This window comes from Sphaerisporangium sp. NPDC049457 (assembly GCF_055586705.1).
Genome location: NZ_JBVJHR010000005.1, coordinates 258,029 through 276,372, shown reverse-complemented (window position 1 = coordinate 276,372; position 18,344 = coordinate 258,029). Strand labels below are relative to the sequence as shown.

General features: G+C 72.0%; 18 protein-coding genes. 9 read left to right on the top strand and 9 right to left on the bottom strand.

Annotation, left to right across the window (positions count from 1 at the left end; genetic code table 11):
- Positions 1-118 precede the first annotated feature (118 nt).
- From ACZ6QO_RS10535 to ACZ6QO_RS10525, 3 genes are all read left to right on the top strand, one after another.
- Positions 119-2,356: a molybdopterin-dependent oxidoreductase gene (locus ACZ6QO_RS10535; protein WP_465849551.1), complete on the top strand. Its 2,238-nt coding sequence runs from the start codon at positions 119-121 to the stop codon at positions 2,354-2,356.
- A gap of 72 nt (positions 2,357-2,428) precedes the next feature.
- Positions 2,429-3,040: an HD domain-containing protein gene (locus tag ACZ6QO_RS10530; protein WP_465849550.1), complete on the top strand. Its 612-nt coding sequence runs from the start codon at positions 2,429-2,431 to the stop codon at positions 3,038-3,040.
- Positions 3,041-3,174: 134 nt separating this feature from the next.
- Positions 3,175-4,050: a Rieske (2Fe-2S) protein gene (locus ACZ6QO_RS10525; protein ID WP_465849548.1), complete on the top strand. Its 876-nt coding sequence runs from the start codon at positions 3,175-3,177 to the stop codon at positions 4,048-4,050.
- A gap of 18 nt (positions 4,051-4,068) precedes the next feature.
- Here the strand turns inward: ACZ6QO_RS10525 and ACZ6QO_RS10520 are convergent, their stop codons facing one another.
- The 4 genes from ACZ6QO_RS10520 to ACZ6QO_RS10505 all read right to left on the bottom strand — a co-directional run bounded on the left by ACZ6QO_RS10520 (position 4,069) and on the right by ACZ6QO_RS10505 (position 7,097).
- Positions 4,069-4,296 carry a hypothetical protein gene (locus ACZ6QO_RS10520; RefSeq protein WP_465849547.1) on the bottom strand — a complete coding sequence of 76 codons (228 nt, stop codon included), beginning with the start codon at positions 4,294-4,296 and terminating at the stop codon, positions 4,069-4,071.
- Positions 4,297-4,326: 30 nt separating this feature from the next.
- Positions 4,327-5,082 (bottom strand): sulfite exporter TauE/SafE family protein, encoded by a 756-nt coding sequence (locus ACZ6QO_RS10515; protein ID WP_465849546.1) that lies wholly within the window; start codon positions 5,080-5,082, stop codon positions 4,327-4,329.
- A 116-nt stretch (positions 5,083-5,198) separates the two neighbouring features.
- Complete coding sequence (locus ACZ6QO_RS10510) at positions 5,199-6,140, bottom strand: SPFH domain-containing protein (protein ID WP_465849544.1); 942 nt, start codon at positions 6,138-6,140, stop codon at positions 5,199-5,201.
- Positions 6,141-6,302: 162 nt separating this feature from the next.
- Positions 6,303-7,097: an ABC transporter ATP-binding protein gene (locus ACZ6QO_RS10505; protein ID WP_465849542.1), complete on the bottom strand. Its 795-nt coding sequence runs from the start codon at positions 7,095-7,097 to the stop codon at positions 6,303-6,305.
- A 133-nt stretch (positions 7,098-7,230) separates the two neighbouring features.
- Here ACZ6QO_RS10505 and ACZ6QO_RS10500 point away from each other — a divergent pair, with 133 nt between their 5' ends.
- On the top strand, positions 7,231-7,980 hold the full coding sequence (locus tag ACZ6QO_RS10500) for a hypothetical protein (RefSeq protein ID WP_465849540.1): 750 nt from the start codon (positions 7,231-7,233) through the stop codon (positions 7,978-7,980).
- On the opposite strand, the gene ACZ6QO_RS10495 is transcribed toward ACZ6QO_RS10500, so the two are convergent.
- Together ACZ6QO_RS10495 and ACZ6QO_RS10490 are read right to left on the bottom strand one after the other, a co-directional pair.
- Positions 7,965-8,609, bottom strand: a complete 645-nt coding sequence (locus tag ACZ6QO_RS10495; protein WP_465849538.1) for a response regulator — start codon at positions 8,607-8,609, stop codon at positions 7,965-7,967. The two genes, ACZ6QO_RS10500 and ACZ6QO_RS10495, sit on opposite strands and share 16 nt — an antisense overlap.
- Positions 8,610-8,706: 97 nt before the next feature.
- Positions 8,707-9,870, bottom strand: coding sequence for a GAF domain-containing sensor histidine kinase (locus tag ACZ6QO_RS10490; protein WP_465849537.1), 1,164 nt, complete (start codon positions 9,868-9,870; stop codon positions 8,707-8,709).
- 124 nt (positions 9,871-9,994) lie between these two features.
- Here ACZ6QO_RS10490 and ACZ6QO_RS10485 point away from each other — a divergent pair, with 124 nt between their 5' ends.
- The 4 genes from ACZ6QO_RS10485 (at position 9,995) to ACZ6QO_RS10470 (ending at position 13,178) form a co-directional block, all read left to right on the top strand.
- Positions 9,995-10,768, top strand: coding sequence for an SDR family NAD(P)-dependent oxidoreductase (locus ACZ6QO_RS10485; RefSeq protein WP_465849535.1), 774 nt, complete (start codon positions 9,995-9,997; stop codon positions 10,766-10,768).
- A complete protein-coding gene (locus tag ACZ6QO_RS10480) occupies positions 10,765-11,775 on the top strand; it encodes an S-adenosylmethionine:tRNA ribosyltransferase-isomerase (RefSeq protein ID WP_465849533.1) in 1,011 nt (336 codons plus the stop codon). Before ACZ6QO_RS10485 ends, ACZ6QO_RS10480 begins: the two co-directional genes overlap by 4 nt.
- 74 nt (positions 11,776-11,849) lie before the next feature.
- A complete protein-coding gene (locus ACZ6QO_RS10475; RefSeq protein WP_465849531.1) occupies positions 11,850-12,413 on the top strand; it encodes a hypothetical protein in 564 nt (187 codons plus the stop codon).
- A gap of 147 nt (positions 12,414-12,560) precedes the next feature.
- Positions 12,561-13,178, top strand: a complete 618-nt coding sequence (locus tag ACZ6QO_RS10470; protein WP_465849529.1) for a hypothetical protein — start codon at positions 12,561-12,563, stop codon at positions 13,176-13,178.
- 93 nt (positions 13,179-13,271) lie between these two features.
- Here the strand turns inward: ACZ6QO_RS10470 and ACZ6QO_RS10465 are convergent, their stop codons facing one another.
- Positions 13,272-13,517 carry a hypothetical protein gene (locus ACZ6QO_RS10465; protein WP_465849527.1) on the bottom strand — a complete coding sequence of 82 codons (246 nt, stop codon included), beginning with the start codon at positions 13,515-13,517 and terminating at the stop codon, positions 13,272-13,274.
- 266 nt (positions 13,518-13,783) lie between these two features.
- Here ACZ6QO_RS10465 and serB point away from each other — a divergent pair, with 266 nt between their 5' ends.
- Positions 13,784-15,010: a phosphoserine phosphatase SerB gene (serB, locus tag ACZ6QO_RS10460; RefSeq protein ID WP_465849525.1), complete on the top strand. Its 1,227-nt coding sequence runs from the start codon at positions 13,784-13,786 to the stop codon at positions 15,008-15,010.
- Positions 15,011-15,054: 44 nt separating this feature from the next.
- Here serB and ACZ6QO_RS10455 read toward each other — a convergent pair whose 3' ends face one another.
- Together ACZ6QO_RS10455 and ACZ6QO_RS10450 are read right to left on the bottom strand one after the other, a co-directional pair.
- Positions 15,055-15,537, bottom strand: a complete 483-nt coding sequence (locus tag ACZ6QO_RS10455; protein WP_465849523.1) for a SixA phosphatase family protein — start codon at positions 15,535-15,537, stop codon at positions 15,055-15,057.
- Between the two features lie 165 nt (positions 15,538-15,702).
- Positions 15,703-18,039, bottom strand: a complete 2,337-nt coding sequence (locus ACZ6QO_RS10450) for a sodium-translocating pyrophosphatase (RefSeq protein WP_465849521.1) — start codon at positions 18,037-18,039, stop codon at positions 15,703-15,705.
- Positions 18,040-18,344 lie beyond the last annotated feature (305 nt).

Here is an 18,344-nt window from a genome sequence, read left to right as displayed (position 1 = left end):
ACCGGGAGCTCGCGGACCCGAGATGTGACCCGGGCGGCGGAGGGGGCCGCCCGGGCACTTCCTTGATCGCGTCCCGAGCGGTAAAGATGGGTTCAGCCCTCACGCTCAGGAGGCCCGCATGCCGCACCGAACCTGCCCGCTGTGCGAGGCCGTGTGCGGCCTGTCGATCGCCCTGGACGGCGACGGCAGGGTCGTCTCGGTACGCGGAGACGACGCCGATCCGTTCAGCAAGGGGTTCATCTGCCCCAAGGGGGCCAGTCTCGGCGGGCTGGACGAGGATCCCGATCGGCTGAGCCGGCCGCTGGTCCGCGAGGGCGGGCAGTGGCGGGAGGCCGGGTGGGACGAGGCGTTCTCCGTGGTCGAGCGGGGCCTCGCGGCCGTGCCCGGGCCGGCGCGGGCCGTCTATCTCGGCAACCCGAACGCGCACACGATGGCCGGGGCGCTGTACGGAGCGCCGTTGATCCGCGCGATCGGCACCCGTCAGGTGTACTCGGCGAGCACCGCCGACCAGATGCCCAAGCACGTGGCGGCGGGGCTGATGTTCGGCGACCCGATGCGGGTGCCGGTGCCCGACCTCGACCGCACCGGCTACCTGCTCATGCTGGGCGCCAACCCGCTGGAGTCCAACGGGTCGCTGTGCACAGCGCCCGACTTCCCCGGCAGGCTGAAGGCGCTGCGGCGGCGCGGCGGCCGGCTCGTGGTCGTCGACCCGCGCCGCACCCGCACCGCCGCGCTGGCGGACGAGCACGTCTTCGTCCGGCCGGGCGCCGACGCGTTCCTGCTGGCCGGCATCGCGCACACGCTCTTCTCCGAGGGCCTGACGAAGGTCGGTGTCGCCGTCAGCGGGCTCGCCGAGGTGGAGGCGGCGTTGCGGGCGTTCACGCCGGAGGCGTGCGCGGCCGCGTGCGGCGTGCCGGCGGACGTGATCGTCCGGCTGGCGCGCGAGCTGGCCGCCGCGCCGGCCGCCGCCGTGTACGGGCGCATCGGCACGTGCACCGTGGAGTTCGGCACGCTCGCCCAGTGGCTGGTGGACGTGGTGAACGTGCTGACCGGGGGCCTCGACCGGCCCGGCGGCGCCATGTTCCCCCGCTCCGCGACCGAGGGTCCCCGGCGGCGCAGGCCGTACGCCACCGGCCGCTGGCACAGCCGCGTGCGCGGCCTGCCCGAGGCCAACGGCGAACTGCCCGTGGCGACGCTGGCCGACGAGATCGAGACGCCCGGCGAGGGCCGCGTCCGCGCGCTGGTCACGGTCGCCGGCAATCCGGTGCTGTCGGCGCCGAACGGCGCGCGGCTCGACCGGGCGCTGGCCGGCCTGGACTTCATGGTCAGCGTCGACCCCTACCTGAACGAGACCACGCGGCACGCGCACGTCATCCTGCCGCCGCCTCGCGTCATGCAGTCGGGTCACTTCGACTTCCTGCTGCTGAACTTCGCCGTGCGCGGCTACGTGCGCTATTCGCCGCCGGTGCTGCCGCTGGAGCCCGGACGCCCGTCCGAGGCCGACATCTTCGCCCGGCTCGCCATGATCGCCTCCGGGCAGGGCGCGGACGCCGATCCCGGGCTGCTGGACGAGCTGATCCTGGAGCAGATGCTGCGTAAGGCGGGGGAGACGCCCGGGTCGCCCGTCGAAGGACGCGACCCGGCGGAACTGCGGGCGATGCTCGTCGGCGCCACCGGCGCCGAGCTGCGCCTGGACGCGATGCTGCGCCTCGGCCCGTACGGCGATTGGGGCGGCCGCGAGCCGTACGGAGACGGAGACGGAGACGGCGCGCGGCGCGCGTCCGGGGCGGGTGAGGACGCGGGCACGCGGGGACTGTCGCTGGAGGTGCTGCTGGAGCATCCGCACGGCATCGACCTCGGGCCGCTGCGGCCGCGCCTGCCCGGCGCGCTCGCCACGGCCTCCGGCGCCGTCGAGCTGGCCCCCGAGGCGATCCTCGCGGACCTCCCGCGGCTGCGCGAGGCGCTCGGCAGGCCCGACCCGGGCTTCGTCCTCATCGGGCGGCGGCACCTGCGCTCCAACAACAGCTGGATGCACAACGTGGAGCCGCTGGTCGGCGGCAGCAACCGCTGCACGCTGCAGGTCAACCCGCAGGACGCCGCCGAGCTGGGGCTCGATGGGCGGGCGGTGATCCGGTCGGCGGCGGGCGAGCTCACCGTGACCGTCGAACCGACCGACACGATCATGCGCGGGGTGGTGAGCCTCCCGCACGGCTGGGGCCACGCGGGCGGCTCCCAGCCGGTCGCCGCCAAGCACGCGGGGGTGAACGCCAACGCGCTGACCGACGAGTCGGTCATCGACCCGCTGTCGGGGAACGCGGTGTTCAACGGCGTGCCGGTCACTCTGGCACCGGCGTGAGCCACGGGAGGCGCGGGTGGTGAGGCGCGGGTCTGGGGCAATCGGGGCGCCGCCGGTAATAGGCTGTGGCGCGTGACCACCGTGCCCGATAAGGAACGTCTGCTGGCCCAGGTCGGTTTCGCCGTGGAAATCGACAAATTGAAGCGCGTTCTGCGCCGCAACACCTTGATGGACGGCTCTCGCCGGGAGAACGACGCCGAGCATTCGTGGTACCTCGGCATGCTGGCCATGGTCTTCGCCGAGTACGCGCCGCCCGGCACCGACCTCGACCGGGTGACCGCCATGCTGCTCGTGCACGACATCGTCGAGATCGACGCGGGCGACACCTTCGTGTACGACCTGACGGCGGTCGAGGTGCAGGAGAAGGCCGAGCGGGCCGCCGCCGACCGCATCTTCGGGCTGCTGCCGGCGGACCAGACGGCCACCCTGCGCGCCCTGTGGGACGAGTTCGAGGCGCGCGTCACTCCCGAGGCCCGTTTCGCCAAGGCGCTCGACCGGCTGGCCCCGATGATGGCCAACCACCACAACGAGGGCGGCAGCTGGGTGCGCCACGGCGTCACGGTGGATCAGGTGATGGAGAAGGTCGAGATCATTCGCGAGGGGTCACCGGCCCTCGGCGACTACGCCACAGAGATCATCGAACTGTCGGCCGTCCGCGGCCACCTGGCACGCGGCCGGGCGTAGCCGCCTCCGCGGTGTTCTCCGTGGCTCAAGGGGGGTAGGTCCCCCTAGGGCGAGAGGGGGCGAAAGTGGAGGAAACTTCGAAGTCCATCAACTCGCGACGTCGCACGCTCCGGGAATCTTTGGGTCTGGCACGCATGTCGCTCCCGGTCGGGGTCACCGACCGCATCGAGCACATGAGGTCTCTGGACCGCGTCGTCGTCCCGCTGGCCAAGCTGATCCGGCGCAGGCTGCCGCTCGGCAGCTCGGTCAGGGACGTCCTGCACGGGGTGCCCACCGGTCACCCTCTCCACCCTCCGCTGGCGACGGTCAGCCTCGGCTGCTTCACGGCCACGGCCGTGCTCGACGTCATCGACGTGGACCCCCGCGCCTCGCAGGCCGTCCTCGCCACCGGCATCGCCACGGCGGTCCCGGCCGCCGCCGCCGGGATGACCGACTGGTCGGTGCTGCACCTGGAACAGCAGCGGGTCGGGCTCATCCACGTGCTGTTCAACGTGGCCGGGCTCGGGCTGTACTCCGGTTCCCTGATGCTGCGGCTGGCCGGTCGGCACCGTGCCGCGCGGGCGCTGGCCTTCGCCGGGCTGGGCGCGGTGGGCATCGGCGGCAACCTCGGCGGGCACCTGGCCTACCGCATGGCGGCCGGGCCCAGCCACGCCGAGCAGATCACCCACCTGGTGCCGCTCGGCTGGCACGACCTGTGCCGGCTGTGGGACCTGCCCGACGGGCGGCCGGTGGCGCGCCGTCTCGGCTACATCCACCTGTTCGTGCTGCGCCACGGCACCGACGTCAAGGTCCTCGCCGACCGCTGCTCGCACCTCGCCGGCCCGCTGCACCAGGGACGGCTCGTCCTGGACGACGACGAGGCCTGCGTCGTGTGCCCCTGGCACGGCAGCACCTTCCGCCTGGAGGACGGAGCGGTGGTACACGGCCCGGCGACCGCGCCGCAGCCCTCGTTCGAGGTCAACGTCCGGGGCGACGGCATCGTCCAGGTGCGCCCGCGCCAGGTGGCCTGAGCCGCGCGCCCGCGGTCCTCAGTCCTTCTCCTGGTCGGCGACCGGGTGCTCGACCAGGGCCAGGATGCGGCTGGCCATGAAGCGGGCGGTGCGCACGGGGGTGCCGCTCCTGGTCACCTCGCTGACCTCGACGAGCCCTCTGCGAGTGGCGACGTCGACGCGGCGGCCGGCCTTCGTCGCCACGATCTCGTAGGTGCGCGGAGTGTCGCCCGCGTCTATGACGATCTCGACCCGGTCACCCTTCATGTCCAGGTAAATACCCACTTATGGGAACGGCTACCCGTACACCAGTTTGACAATCGCGACGATCCCGACGACGACGATCACCGCGCGCAGCACCCGGGCCGGCAGCCGGCGGCCCACCCGCGCCCCGAGGAAACCGCCGACCGTGGAGCCCAGCGACACCAGCAGCACCGCCCACCAGTCGACCGGCGCGATGAGCGCGAACACGACGGCCGCCGTGGAGTTGACCAGCAGCGACAGCATGTTCTTGGCCGCGTTCACCCGTTGCAGGTGTTCGGTGAGGAAGGTGCCGAGCAACCCGATCAGCACCACGCCCTGCGCGGCGCCGAAGTACCCGCCGTAGACGCCGGCGCCGAAGACGCCCAGCCACAGCCACGGCCCGCCGTCCGAGCGCGGCTCGCCCTGCCGCCTGGACAGCCGGGCGTTCAGCCTGGGCTGGACCACGACCAGCACGCAGGCCAGCGCGATGAGCACGGGGACGATCACCTGGAAGGCCTCGGCGGGGAGCTGGAGCAGCAGCAGGGCGCCCGTCAGCGCGCCGAGCACCGACGCCGCGCCGAGCCGCACCAGCCGCTGACGCTGGCCCTTGAGCTCGTCGCGGTAGCCGAGCACCCCGGCCACCCCGCCGGCCACGAGGCCGACGTTGTTCGACACGTTGGCGACGATCGGGGGGTAGCCCAGCGCCAGCAGCGTCGGAAAGGTGATCAGCGAACCCGACCCGACGACGGCGTTGATGCCTCCTGCCGCGACCCCGGCCAGCAGGACCGCGACGACCTCCCACGGTGCCAAGAGTTCACCTTTCGCACGGCTCCGCCCGATGTTAGGCGGCAACCGTACCTGCCCCGCGCACGAGGGCTCACCACGCGGCTCCCACCAGGCCGCGGACGGCCGGTGGGACCGAGCGGTCAGTGCGCCTCGGTGGCCGAACTGTGGTTGGCCGAAGAGTCCTTCGGCGCCGCGAACAGCCCGCCCAGGTTCTCCAGCGCCCTTCCCATCTCGGACGGCACGATCCACACCTTGTTGGCGTCGCCCTTGGCGATCTCGGGGAGCGTCTGGAGGTACTGGTAGGCGAGCAGCCGCTGGTCGGGGTTGCCCTCGTGGATGGCGCGGAACACCATCGCGATGGCGTCCGCCTGGCCCTTGGCCCGCATGGCCTGCGCCTCGGCGTCGGCCTGGGCGCGCAGCACGGCGGCCTCCGCCTCGCCGCGGGCCTTGAGGACCGCGGCCTGGCGCTCGCCCTCGGCGGTCAGGATCGCCGACTGCTTCTGACCCTCGGCGGACAGGATGGAGGCGCGCTTGTCGCGGTCGGCCCGCATCTGCTTCTCCATCGAGTCCTGGATGGACGCCGGCGGGTCGATGGCCTTCAGCTCGACGCGGTTGACCCGGATGCCCCACTTGCCGGTGGCCTCGTCCAGGACGCCGCGCAGCTCGGAGTTGATCTCTTCGCGGGAGGTCAGCGTGCGCTCGAGGTCCATGCCGCCGACCACGTTGCGCAGGGTGGTGACGGTGAGCTGCTCGACGCCGGTGAGGAAGTTGGCGATCTCGTAGGTCGCGGCCTTGGGGTCGGTCACCTGGAAGTAGATGACGGTGTCGATCGACACCACCAGGTTGTCGGAGGTGATCACCGGCTGCGGGGGGAAGGACACCACCTGTTCCCGCAGGTCGACCATGGTCTTCACGCCGTCGATGAACGGCACGACGATGTTCAGGCCCGGGGTCAGGGTGCGGTGGTAGCGCCCCAGCCGCTCGATGATGTACGCCTGCGCCTGGGGGACGATGCGGATGGTGCGGTACAACGCGAAACCAGCGACGGCTACCACGACCATGGCGACGACGAGCTGTGTCATGAGCCAACTCCGACCCGAAGAAACCGATGAGCCCCGGCCGGAATGATATTTGGTTTTCCCTTTACGCGTTCGTCAACCACCCGAGCCGGTCAATACCGATCGCGAATCGCCCGTCTCGTTCGTCGATTTCCCCCGGCTATCCCCGGCCTCCCCGGCCGCCGGTCAGCCCGGCAGCGCGCGGGCGTACCAGCGGCCGTCCATGCTGCGCTCAAGGCTCAGCGGCACGCCGAACGTGCGCGACAGGTTGTCGGCGGTCATCACGTACTCGATCGGGCCCTGGGCGACCACGGAGCCGTGCCGCAGCAGCAGCACGTGGGTGAACCCGGCCGGCACCTCCTCGACATGGTGGGTGACCAGCACCATCGTCGGCGCGGCGGCGTCGTAGGCCAGCGCGGACAGCCGGCGCACGAGGTCTTCGCGGCCGCCGAGGTCGAGGCCGGCGGCGGGCTCGTCGAGCAGCAGCAGCTCAGGATCGGGCATGAGGGCGCGGGCGATCTGCACGCGCTTGCGCTCGCCCTCCGACAGGGTGCCGAACTTCCTCCTGATCAGGTGGGCGCAGCCGAGCTGGTCGATGAGCTCGACGGCGCGCGTGACGTCACCGGAGTCGTACTCCTCGTTCCACCGGCCGAGGATGGCGTAGGACGCGGTGAGCACCAGGTCGATGACCTTCTCCTCCGGGGGCACCCGCTCGGCGAGCGCCGCGCTGGCGAGGCCGATGCGCGGGCGCAGGTCGAAGACGTCGGTCTGGCCGAGCCGCTCGCCGAGGATCTCGACCGAGCCCTCGCTCGGATACAGAAGCGCCGCCGCGACCTGGAGCAGCGTCGTCTTCCCCGCGCCGTTCGGGCCGATGACGACCCAGCGCTCGTCCTCCTCGACGGTCCAGTCGATGCCCCGCAGCAGGGCCGCGCCATCTCTGCGGACGGCGACGTCCTGGAGCCGAAGCACCTGACCACCCATCCCGGATACCTCCTGACATGATCGTCCGGAGCACCCCGTTGGTCGGGAGCGCCCCGGCTTCACCGGGCAAGTCACCCCGCCCAGTGTCCCTCCGGACCAAACCTATTGCAGCATCAGCGCATATCGTGGATCGGTGCACCCCGATTCACCGATCTCCGCCACCCTGGTCGCATGGGGCAACGCTTGGCTTGCCGGACATGTCGGCCTTGATGAGGCTGTCGACCGGCTTGAGCGCGCCGCGGGACCACAGGTGGTCCTGAGCGAGGTGACCGAGATCTCCCTCCGCGGGTTCCTCGCCGACCTGCGCGTGGACGGCGTCGGCGCCCTGCGCCTGTCGCTGCCCGCCGCCGGCGACCCCCTCGGGCTCACCGGGCCGCCCTCCTTCACCATGGCCGCCGTCGAGGCCGGGCAGGCCGCCACCGCCGTGCTCCCCGGCCGATGCCTCGGCCTGGTCCCCGGGCCCGACCGCCGCGGGTCCTCCTACTCCGGCATCCGCTGGACCGTCATGGCGGCCGAGGCCACCCCGCCGGACGTCCCCGGCCTCACCGAGGCCGAGCACGCGCTGACCTTGGCCATGCGCGCGGCCACCGACGTGCTCACGCGGGTCGACGTCCCCGGCGGGGGCCAGCCGTCGATCAGGACGACCGACGACGGCCTCGCCCCCGGCTACCCCGCCCGCGCCCATCGCGTGGCCGCCCTGACGGCGCGGCTGGCCTCGGTGCTGCGGCTGGCCGACGAGCGTGGGCTCACCGCCGGCCAGGTCGCCATGCGCGGCCAGGCCCTGCGCGACCTCGACCGTGCCGTCCGCCGCGCCCGCGTGGCCGCCCACAACGCCATCATCGAGGCGAAACACTCCAGGGACGACGCTCAAGCCAGGCCGTGACGAACGGCGTACAGCGCCGCCTGCGTGCGGTCCTGTACGCCGAGCTTCATCAGGATGTTCGAGACGTGGGTCTTGACGGTCTTCTCCGCCACGACGAGCTGCCTGGCGATCTCTTTGTTGGACCGGCCGGAGGCGATGAGCACGAGCACCTCCCGCTCGCGTTCGGTGAGCACGGCGATCGGCTCGGGGCCCGCGTCGGGCTCGTGGCCGCCGCCCGGCGGCGCCGACAGCACCGCCCCGGCCGCCTCGGGCGCCAGCACCACCTGGCCGCCGTGCACCGAGCGGATGGCCTGCACGAGGGCGGCGGGCTCGACGTCCTTGTACAGGAACCCCGACGCCCCTGACCGCATCGCGGGCGCGACGTCCTGTTCGTCGCTCACGGAGGTCAGCACGATGGTGCGCGCCTTCGTCTCCAGGGCGGACAGCTCGCGCAGGGCGCCGAGGCCGTCCAGCACGGGCATCTTCAGGTCGAGCAGCAGCACGTCGGGGGCGAGCGCCCCTGCCATGGCCACCGCTTCCGCGCCGTCCGCCGCCTCCCCCACGACCTCCAGGTCGTCCTGCAGGTCGAGGAACGTGCGCAGGCCCTGGCGCACGACGGGGTGGTCGTCCGCGATGAGCACCCTGATCATCGCCGTCCCCCCGCCCCGGCTGGGCCCACTCCGGTGCCGGCCGTACGGCTCACGCCGGTGCGATGAGCCCGGCTCACGCCGGCGCCTCCAGTACGGCTCACGTCGGCACCTCCAGCCGGACGGCGGTACCCGCGCCGGGTTCGGAGGTCACCGTCAGCGTCCCGCCGACCGCGTCGGCCCGGTCTCTCATCGACACCAGCCCCAGGCCGCGGTAGGCAGGAGCGCCGTCGGCGAAACCGCGCCCGTCGTCCCTGACGTCCAGCCTGACGCGCGTTCCCTCCGCTTCCAGGCTCACCTGGATGGCGGAGGCGTCCGCGTGCCTGAGGGCGTTGTGCAGTGCCTCCTGGGCGACGCGCAGCACGGTGACCTCGGCCTCCGGCCGCAGGTCGCCGAGCGGGTCAGGGCCGGACGCGAAGCTGATCGCCACGGGGTGCAGGCGGTCGAGCACGGCCACGTGCTTGCGCAGCGTCTCGGCCAGCCCGTGGCGGTCGAGCTCGGCCGGGCGCAGCTCGACGATCACGGCCCGCAGCTCGGCGAGCGCCTCCCCCGCCAGCCGCTCCACCCTGCCCAGCTCGGCCACCGCCCGCTCGGGGTCGGCTCGGACCAGGGAGGACGCGGCCTGGGTCGTCAGCCGCAGTGAGAACAGCTTCTGCGTCACGGCGTCGTGCAGCTCGTGGGCCATGCGGGTGCGCTCTTCGATCACCGTGAGCTCGCGGCCGCGCTCGTACAGGCGGGCGTTGGTGAGCGCGATCGCCGCGTGCCCGGCGAACAGCGTGAGCAGGTCCTCGTCCTGCCGGGTGAACCCGCCCGGCGTGCGCTTGTTGGACAGGAAGATGATGCCGAGCACCTGGTCGCCGTCGCGGATCGGCACCCCGATGAAGTCCTTGAGCACCGGATGGACGCTCGGCCACCACCCGAACCTCGGGTCCTCGCGGATGTCGGGCAGCCGCACCGGCGAGGCGTCGTTGAGCATCGCGGCCAGCATGCCGTGCTGGCGCGGGAGCGGGCCGATGGCCTCCCACTGCTTGTCGCTCACGCCCTCGGCGACGAACTCCGCGAACGTGCCGTCGTCGTCGGGCACGCCGAGCGCGGCGTACCGGGCGTCGAGCAGGTCCTTGGCGGACCGCACGATCACCTGGAGCACCTCACGCACCGACAGGTGCCGGGTGACGGCGAGCACGGCCGAGCTGACGGCGTGCAGGACCGCGTCGCGCCGCCCGCCACCTGCGGCGTCCCCCGCGCCGGCCGATCGCGTCGTCACGCCCACACTGTAAGCGCACGGGCGGCCCGCGCGGCTCGGCCGATGGTCCTAGGCCATGAGCCCGTGCCGAGACGGGTCCCCGGCCCGATGCCGGGACGGGCGCCCCGTTCCTAGCGTCGGCTCCATGGCACACGACACCGGCCCCGCGGCAGACGACACCGGCCCTGGGGCAGACGACATCCGGACAACGACGCGTACGCACTCCACCGCCGCCGTACCGCCGGCCCCGGCCGCCGGCGCGCCCACCGCCCTGGTGACCGGGGCGTCGCGGGGTCTCGGCCTCGCCCTGGCCCGCGCGCTGGCCGCCGACGGCTGGCGCCTGATCATCACCGCGAGGGGGACGGCCGACCTCGCCGAGGCCGCGCGGCTCACCGGCGCCACGGCGCTGGCCGGCGACGTCGCCGACCCGGCGCACCGCGCCCGCCTGGCCGAGGCCGCGCACGAGCTGGGCGGCCTCGACCTGCTGGTCAACAATGCCGGCACGCTCGGGGCCGTCCCGCTGCCCCCGCTCGCGGCCTACCCACTGGACGCGCTCACCGGCGCCCTCGCGGCCAACGTCGTCGCGCCTCTCGCGCTGATCCAGGCCACCTTGCGCGGGCTTCGCGAGCGCAGGGGCGCGGTGATCAACATCTCGTCGGACGCGGCGGTCGGGGCCTACGAGGGCTGGGGCGGGTACGGCCTGACCAAGGCGGCGCTCGACCACCTGTCCAACGTGCTCGCCGTCGAGGAGCCCGGCATCGCCGTCTGGTGGGTGGACCCGGGCGAGATGCGCACCCGCATGCTGGCCGAGGCCCTCGGCGAGGAAGAGGCCTCGCACGCGGCCGACCCGGAGACCGTGGCGCCGTTCCTGGTGGACCTGGTCAAGCGGCGGCCCGGCAGCGGACGGGTGATCCGGTGATCGCCTTCGACCTTCCCCCGGTGCGCGAGGCGCACGAACCACCGGAGGCGCGCGGGCTGGCGCGCGACGCCGTACGTCTCATGGTCAGCGGGAAGGACACCGGGGCGATCACCCACCACGCGTTCACCGACCTGCCGGACCTGCTCCGCGCCGGTGACGTGCTGGTCGTGAACGACTCGGCGACGCTGCCCGCGGCCGTGCCGCTGGACCGGCTCGCCGTCCACTTCTCCACCGAGCGCGAGGACGGCTCGTGGCTGGTGGAGCTGCGGCGCCGCGCGCGCGGCACGACGAGCCCGTACACGGGCGGGCGTCCGGGCGAGTGGCTGCCCCTTCCCGGAGGCGCCACGCTTCGCCTGCTGGAGCGCGAGACGCCCCGGCTGTGGCGGGCGAGGCTCGACCGCGACGTGCCCGCCTACCTCCGGGCGCACGGGAGGCCGATCCGCTACTCCTACGTCGAGCACGACTGGCCGCTGTCGGACTACCAGACCGTCTTCGGGGTGCGTCCCGGGAGCGCCGAGATGCCGAGCGCCGGGCGGCCGTTCAGCCACGAGCTGGTGACCGCCCTGGTCAGCAGGGGCGTCGTCATCGCGCCGATCACCCTGCACACCGGAGTGGCCTCACCGGAGAAGGACGAGCCGCCCTATCCCGAGCGCTTCGCCGTCTCCGCCCCGACGGCCCGCCTGGTGAACCAGGCGGAGGGGCGGGTCATCGCGGTCGGCACCACGGTCGTGCGGGCACTTGAGACGGCCGCCGACCAGGAGGGCGAGGTGCGCGCCGCCGAAGGCTGGACCTCGCACATCGTCACGCCGGCGTCGGGGGTGCGCGCGGTGGACGGGCTCATCACCGGGCTGCACGAGCCGCGTTCGAGTCATCTGCTCATGCTGTCGGCCATCGCGGGCGACGATCTGCTGTCGCGGTCGTACGAGGAGGCGTTGCGCGAAGAGTATCTGTGGCATGAATTCGGCGATCTACACATGATCACACCAGATCAAATCTGGATAAAGTGATGCGCTAGGACGTTCCAAGACGATAGCTCGATGTTGAATCACGTCATTCGAGCCACTTCTACGGGAGATCACCCATGCGCCGGCACCTCTCCGCACTTGCCGCCCTCACCCTCGCAGGGTCCCTGGCGGGCGCCTCGCTCGCCCTTCCCGCCACGGCGGACACCGCGGCCGTGACCGCGGCTCCGGCGAGCGCCCAGCACGTCGCGGCCGCTCCGCAGTCCCCGCTGTCCACGCGCGTCGTGTGGAACCGGACCGTGCGCCGCGGCGGCGCGATCACCTACTCGCTCAAGAGCACCAACAAGGGCGAGTTCCCGACCGACCTCGCGGGCATCTTCGGCATCCTGCCCAAGGGCGCCGGCAAGATCCGCGTGGTGAGCAAGGCGTCGACGACGTACTGCGAGCGAAGCGGGCGCGAGCTGTTCTGCATCTTCGGCACGTTGAAGCCCGGCCGCTCCACCACCCTCAAGGTGCGGGTGTGGCTGAAGAACAGCACCAAGGGCACCGCCGTCGCGCGGTTCGGCAGCTACTCGATCGACGTCCCGCCGGGCGTCGACATCACCGACGAGAACGAGCTCGAGAGGCTCGACCTCCAGAACGACCTGCGTTACGAGAGCTTCAGGACCAGGATCGTCCGCTGACGCGGCATCCACGAAGACCGATCACCCCGCACCGGGCGGCCGCCCCGCCGCCCGGTGCGCGAGTGTCCGGGTGAATTTCTAGCGCTTCATATGCAACAGATCTGCATAAGCGGTTCCCCCCTCCCCCGACTCCATCGGAGACGCGCAATGCGCCACCCCCATGGCAAGATCGCGGCCACGCTCGCGACCGCCCCGCTCGCGGGCGTCCTGCTGTTCGCCGCGACCCCGGCCTCCGCCGCCCCGGCCCCCGCCTCCGCCTCCGCCTCCGCCACGAAGGTCTCGGGCGCGACAGCGTCGAGCGCGACGGCGAAGAGCACGGCGCGGACCACCGCCGACGAGCCCTACTCGGCCTTCTCCGTCACGGTGAAGGCCCCCAAGACGGTCAAGCGCGGCGGGACGCTCGTCTACCGCATCAAGGGCATCAACAAGGGCCCCTGGGTGGCCGACTCGTACTACCTCGGCGGCACCCTTCCCAAGGGCCGCACCGGCACGGTCTACTACGACGGCCCGAAGGGCGTCGAGTGCGACTTCTACTACGACGGGTTCTGGTGCTGGTCGCCCTACGAGCTGGAGAAGGGCGAGAGCGACTGGCTGACCATCGAGGTCAAGCTGAAGAAGAGCGTCAAGGGCAGCGTGACCGCGAGGCTCGGCGTGAACTCGTGGAACTGGCCGACCGGCGCGGAGGACCTGCGGCGCGACGAGCTCGACAACGTGGGCGTCAAGAGCTTCTACTACACCAAGAAGGTCACGACCAAGGTCCGCTGACCTCTCCCGGACACCGCCGACGCCGGGGGACCCCTTCCGCCCCGCCACCCGGCCTGAGCCGCCGGTGCTCTCCGTGCACCGGCGGCGTCCGCGCTAGGCGGCGAGCGGGACGTGGTCGTTCCGGCGCACGGGGTCTCTCAGCACCGTGTCGTGGGCGAGAGCCGCGAGCGCGCGCCCGGTGACGCCGCCCCGCTGCGCGATGACGGGGAAGGCCGTCACCTCGACGACGAGCCCCCTGGCCGAGACCACCCTGGCCAGGGAGGCGAGCAGGATGTCGTCGCCCACGAACGACGGGCCGGTCGCCGGTCGGCCGGCCCGATCGCGAAACCGCAGCGCCATCGGCCTGACCGGGGCGCCCGCCGCTGGGCCGCCCGCACGTCGGCGGCGTCCTTGGCCGGCTAGACGGTGTACCGGCACCGCGCGTCCGTCAGCACGCCCCGCCGAATGCCCGGCCGGGAGGGCTCGGCGAGTCGCCGGCGACCACCTCGGTCATGGGCTGCCTCCTCCTGTGAACGCCCCATGAAAACATGAGGAGATGGCCATCGGCCGTCCGTATGGTGAACCGCTTGCACGCGCACCCTGAGCGGTCGGTAGCGTTGTCCGCGATGAAGCAGCGCACGCTTTTGATCACGCTGACCGGCCCTGACCGACCCGGAGTGACCTCCCGGTTGTTCACCGTGCTGGCCTCCTTCCCCGTGACCGTGGCCGACGTCGAGCAGGTCGTCATCCGCGGCCGGCTCGTGCTCGGCGTCCTCGTCGCCTACGCGGGCGGTCCGCCGACCGGCACCGGCGGCACCCTCGGCGCCATGTGGGCCGCCGTCGAGCGCGTCGCGGAGGACCTCGGCATGGAGGTCGAGCTCACCACCGGCTCCGACCTGAAGGAGAAGCGCCGCCGCGGCCGCCTCCACGTCACCGTCCTGGGCAACCCGCTGCAGCCGGCCGCCCTGGCGGGCATCGCGGGCCGCATCGCCGCCGCCGGGGCCAACATCGACCGCATCGAACGGCTCGCGCATCTGCCGATCACCTGCATCGAGCTGGCGATCTCCGGCGCCGACCCCGGCGAGCTGCGCACCGCGCTGACCGCCGAGGCCGTGCTCCAGCAGGTGGACGTCGCCGTGCAGCGCTCCGGCCTGCATCGCAGGGCCAAGCGGCTGATCGTCATGGACGTCGACTCCACGCTCATCCAGGCCGAGGTCATCGAGCTGCTCGCCGCGCACGCCGGGTGCATGGACGAGGTCGAGAAGATCACCACGGCGGCCATGCGCGGCGAGCTCGACTTCGCCGCCTCCCTGCGCGAGCGCGTCGCCCTGCTCGAAGGGCTGCCCGAGGAGGTCTTCGAGCGGGTGCGCAAGGAGGTCGTGCTCACGCCCGGCGCCCGCACGCTGGTGCGCACGCTCAAGCGGCTCGACTACCGCTTCGCCATCGTCAGCGGCGGCTTCACCCAGATCACCGACTCGCTCGTCACCGAACTGGGCATCGACTACTCCGCCGCCAACACCCTGGAGGTCGTCGACGGCAAGCTCACCGGGCGGGTGGTCGGCGAGATCGTCGACCGTCCCGGCAAGGCGCGGGCGCTCGAACGGTTCGCCCAGCAGGCGGGCATCCCGATCAGCCAGACGGTGGCCATCGGCGACGGCGCCAACGACCTCGACATGATCGCGGCCGCCGGCCTGGGCATCGCGTTCAACGCCAAGCCGGTGCTGCGGCAGGCGGCCGACGCGGCGGTGAACGTCCCGTATCTGGACGCCATCTTGTACCTGCTCGGCATCTCCCGCGAAGAGGTGGAGGCCGCCGACGCCGAGGACGGCCTCACGGCCCGCCCCACCAGCTGACCCGGCGACCGCCGGTCTCCCGCGGAGCCCGCGGTCGTCCTGGGTCAGGCGTCCTTGGGACTCCAGCGGGTGACCATGCGGCCGTCTCCGGGGCCCAGCTCGGCCCAGGGGCCGGTTTCCAGCACCGCGAAGGCTCCGGGCGGGAAGCCGTCGTCGTCGTGCGAGAGCGTGAGGTTCAGGACCAGCTCGTGCACCCCGGGGTTGTGCCCCACCAGCAGCAGGGTGGACACCTCGCCGTCGGTCCGGCCGACGAGCTCCAGCAGCTCGTCCGGATACGCCTCGTAGATCTCGCTCTCGACGTGGACGGGCGCCTCCGAGGCGAGGCCGGCCAGCGCGAGCTCGGCCGTGCGCCTGGTGCGGGCGGACGGGGAGCACAGCACGAGCTCCGGGGCCAGCCCGAGCCGTCTGATCGTCTCGCCGGCCCGCTCGGCGTCGCGCTCGCCGCGATCGGTGAGAGGGCGTTCCCGGTCGGCCAGTCCGGGCACGTGCGCGGCCTTGGCATGTCTCAGGACGATGAGCGTGTTCACTCCCCCAACTATCCCATTACACGCGTACGGCTACCGCCCCAGCTCGGGCGGTAGCCGTACTTCCGTCACACCTTTGTCATCGCGCCTTGGCCGTCATGCCGTGGCATCGACCGTCGATACCTCGACCGCCGCCGCCTCAGCGGACGGTCAGGCCTCGCCCGACCTTCAGCTCGGCACCTTCTCGGTCTCGACCTTCTCGGCCGGCGCGCCGCCCGAGGGGGCGATGCTGGTCGAACGCCGCTTGGAGACCAGGATGGCGCCGACGACGATCGCGACCGTGACCACCGTGACACCGATGCGCAGCGGGGCGTTGTCGGCGTAGGTCACGACGGCCGGGGCGATGAGCAGGGCCACGAGGTTCATGACCTTGATCAACGGGTTGATCGCCGGACCGGCGGTGTCCTTGAACGGGTCGCCGACGGTGTCGCCGATGACCGTGGCCTCGTGGGCCGCCGAACCCTTGCCGCCGTGGTGGCCGTCCTCGACGAGCTTCTTGGCGTTGTCCCAGGCGCCGCCCGAGTTGGCCAGGAAGACCGCCATCAGCGTGCCCGCGGCGATCGCGCCCGCGAGGTAGGCGCCGAGAGGCGCGTACCCGAGGGCGAAGCCGACCGCGATCGGCGTCATGACGGCGAGCAGGCCGGGTGTGGCCAGCTCGCGCAGCGAGTCGCGGGTGCAGATGTCCACGACGCGGCCGTAGTCGGGCAGTTCGTCGCCGGTCATGATGCCCGGCTTGGTACGGAACTGCTCGCGGACCTCGAACACGACCCGGCCGGCCGCCCGGCCGACCGCGCTGATCGCGAGCCCGGAGAACAGGAACACGACCGCGGCGCCGATGATCAGGCCGACGAGCACGTTCGGCGAGTCGACGCTGAGGCTGAAGCTGCTGAACGAGCCCAGCGCGTCCTTGACGCCGGCTCCCGCGGCGGCGAGCTGGCCTTCGACCGCGGTCCGGAAGGAGCCGAACAGCGCGGTCGCCGCGAGCACGGCGGTCGCGATCGCGATGCCCTTGGTGATCGCCTTGGTGGTGTTGCCGACCGCGTCGAGGGAGGTGAGGATGCGGGCGCCCTCGCCCTCGACGTCGCCGGACATCTCGGCGATGCCCTGCGCGTTGTCGGAGACCGGGCCGAAGGTGTCCATGGACACGATCACGCCGACGGTGGTGAGCAGGCCGGTGCCGGCCAGGGCCACCGCGAACAGCGCCACGGTCACGTTGCCGAAGCCCAGCAGGAACGCCCCGTACACCGCGCCGCCGATGAGCAGCGCCGAGTAGACCGCCGACTCCAGGCCGACGGAGATGCCGGACAGGATGACGGTGGCCGGACCGGTGAGCGAGCTTTCGCCGATCTCCCTGACCGGGCGGCGGTTGGTCTCGGTGAAGTAGCCGGTGAGCACCTGGATCGCGCTGGCCAGCACCAGACCGATGAGCACGGCGCCGATGGCGATCAGCCGCGGGTCGGACCCGAGGCCGGCGATCGCCGGGCTGACGCCGCTCAGCTGCGAGAACGAACCGGGCAGGTAGACGTACGCCGCCACGGCCACCAGGATCGCGGAGATCGCCGCCGAGATGAAGAAGCCGCGGTTGATCGCCGCCATGCCGTTGCGGTCGCCGCCGCGCGGCGCGGTGGTGAAGATGCCGATGATCGCGGTGAGCACACCGATCATGGGCACGATCAGCGGGAAGACCAGGCCCTCGGTGCCGAAGGCGGCCTTGCCCAGGATGAGGCTCGCGACCAGCATGACCGCGTACGACTCGAACAGGTCGGCCGCCATGCCGGCGCAGTCGCCGACGTTGTCGCCCACGTTGTCGGCGATGGTGGCGGCGTTGCGCGGGTCGTCCTCGGGAATGCCCTGCTCGACCTTGCCGACCAGGTCGGCGCCCACGTCGGCCGCCTTGGTGAAGATGCCGCCGCCGACTCGCATGAACATCGCGAGGAGCGCGGCGCCGAAGCCGAAGCCCTCAAGGACGCTCGGCGCGTCGCCCTTGTAGATGAACACCACGATCGCGGCGCCCAGCAGGCCGAGCCCGACGGTGAACATGCCCGCCACGCCACCGGTACGGAAGGCGATGCGCATCGCGGGCTTCTCACCCGCCTCGCGGGCCGCGGCGGCCACGCGGACATTGCCCCGCACGGCCAGCCACATGCCCATGAATCCGGTCAGCGCGGAGAATGCCGCACCGACCACGAAGAAGACCGAGCGACCGATGGCGACGCCGGTCGACTCGGAGGGGAGAAGCAACAGCAGGAACGGGATGAGCACCACAAATAGCGCAAGCGTTCTGAACTGTCGCGTCAGATACGCGGCGGCGCCTTCCTGGACCGCTCGCGCGATGTTCTGCATTCGTTCGGTGCCTTGACCTGCGGCGAGCACCTCGCGTACGAGGCCGCCCGCTACGGCGAGCGCCAGCAACGCCACCGCGGCCACCACGACCACGATGGTGAGATGGGAGCCACTAAGGGATACCGCTGCGGCGTCGTCAGCGGCGAGATTGAGCCTAGACATCCGTCCTCCTCGGCCAGACGGGTAGGTCCATGCCCAGACCGCGCTGCGAGTCAGTCGGGGGGCGGCGCGAATCCGAGCTGGATTGGCAGTGCCGCTTCCGGTAGCGTCCGCAGACCTTCCCGCAGGGCGACGTTGATCTGCGGGGACAAAACCTTGGCCGGTGCCGGGAGTCTACGCAGGCACAGGCCAGATATGAAGCCTCTTCCACCAGCCAATTAGGGACCAGTCCAGTAAGCTGCGCGGCTTTGCCCAGCAACATCGCGGTTTTCCCGGTGTCAGAGCGAACGACGGCCGGGTTACGGTCG

Coding starts and splice junctions, on each gene's coding strand:
- ACZ6QO_RS10510 (WP_465849544.1), bottom strand. CDS start 6,140: ATGACACAGCTCGTCGTCGCCATGGTCGTGGTAGCCGTCGCTGGTTTC.
- ACZ6QO_RS10520 (WP_465849547.1), bottom strand. CDS start 4,296: ATGAAGGGTGACCGGGTCGAGATCGTCATAGACGCGGGCGACACTCCG.
- serB (WP_465849525.1), top strand. CDS start 13,784: ATGAAGCAGCGCACGCTTTTGATCACGCTGACCGGCCCTGACCGACCC.
- ACZ6QO_RS10465 (WP_465849527.1), bottom strand. CDS start 13,517: ATGGCGCTGCGGTTTCGCGATCGGGCCGGCCGACCGGCGACCGGCCCG.
- ACZ6QO_RS10535 (WP_465849551.1), top strand. CDS start 119: ATGCCGCACCGAACCTGCCCGCTGTGCGAGGCCGTGTGCGGCCTGTCG.
- ACZ6QO_RS10525 (WP_465849548.1), top strand. CDS start 3,175: ATGTCGCTCCCGGTCGGGGTCACCGACCGCATCGAGCACATGAGGTCT.
- ACZ6QO_RS10495 (WP_465849538.1), bottom strand. CDS start 8,609: ATGATCAGGGTGCTCATCGCGGACGACCACCCCGTCGTGCGCCAGGGC.
- ACZ6QO_RS10450 (WP_465849521.1), bottom strand. CDS start 18,039: ATGTCTAGGCTCAATCTCGCCGCTGACGACGCCGCAGCGGTATCCCTT.
- ACZ6QO_RS10485 (WP_465849535.1), top strand. CDS start 9,995: ATGGCACACGACACCGGCCCCGCGGCAGACGACACCGGCCCTGGGGCA.
- ACZ6QO_RS10470 (WP_465849529.1), top strand. CDS start 12,561: ATGCGCCACCCCCATGGCAAGATCGCGGCCACGCTCGCGACCGCCCCG.
- ACZ6QO_RS10475 (WP_465849531.1), top strand. CDS start 11,850: ATGCGCCGGCACCTCTCCGCACTTGCCGCCCTCACCCTCGCAGGGTCC.
- ACZ6QO_RS10505 (WP_465849542.1), bottom strand. CDS start 7,097: ATGGGTGGTCAGGTGCTTCGGCTCCAGGACGTCGCCGTCCGCAGAGAT.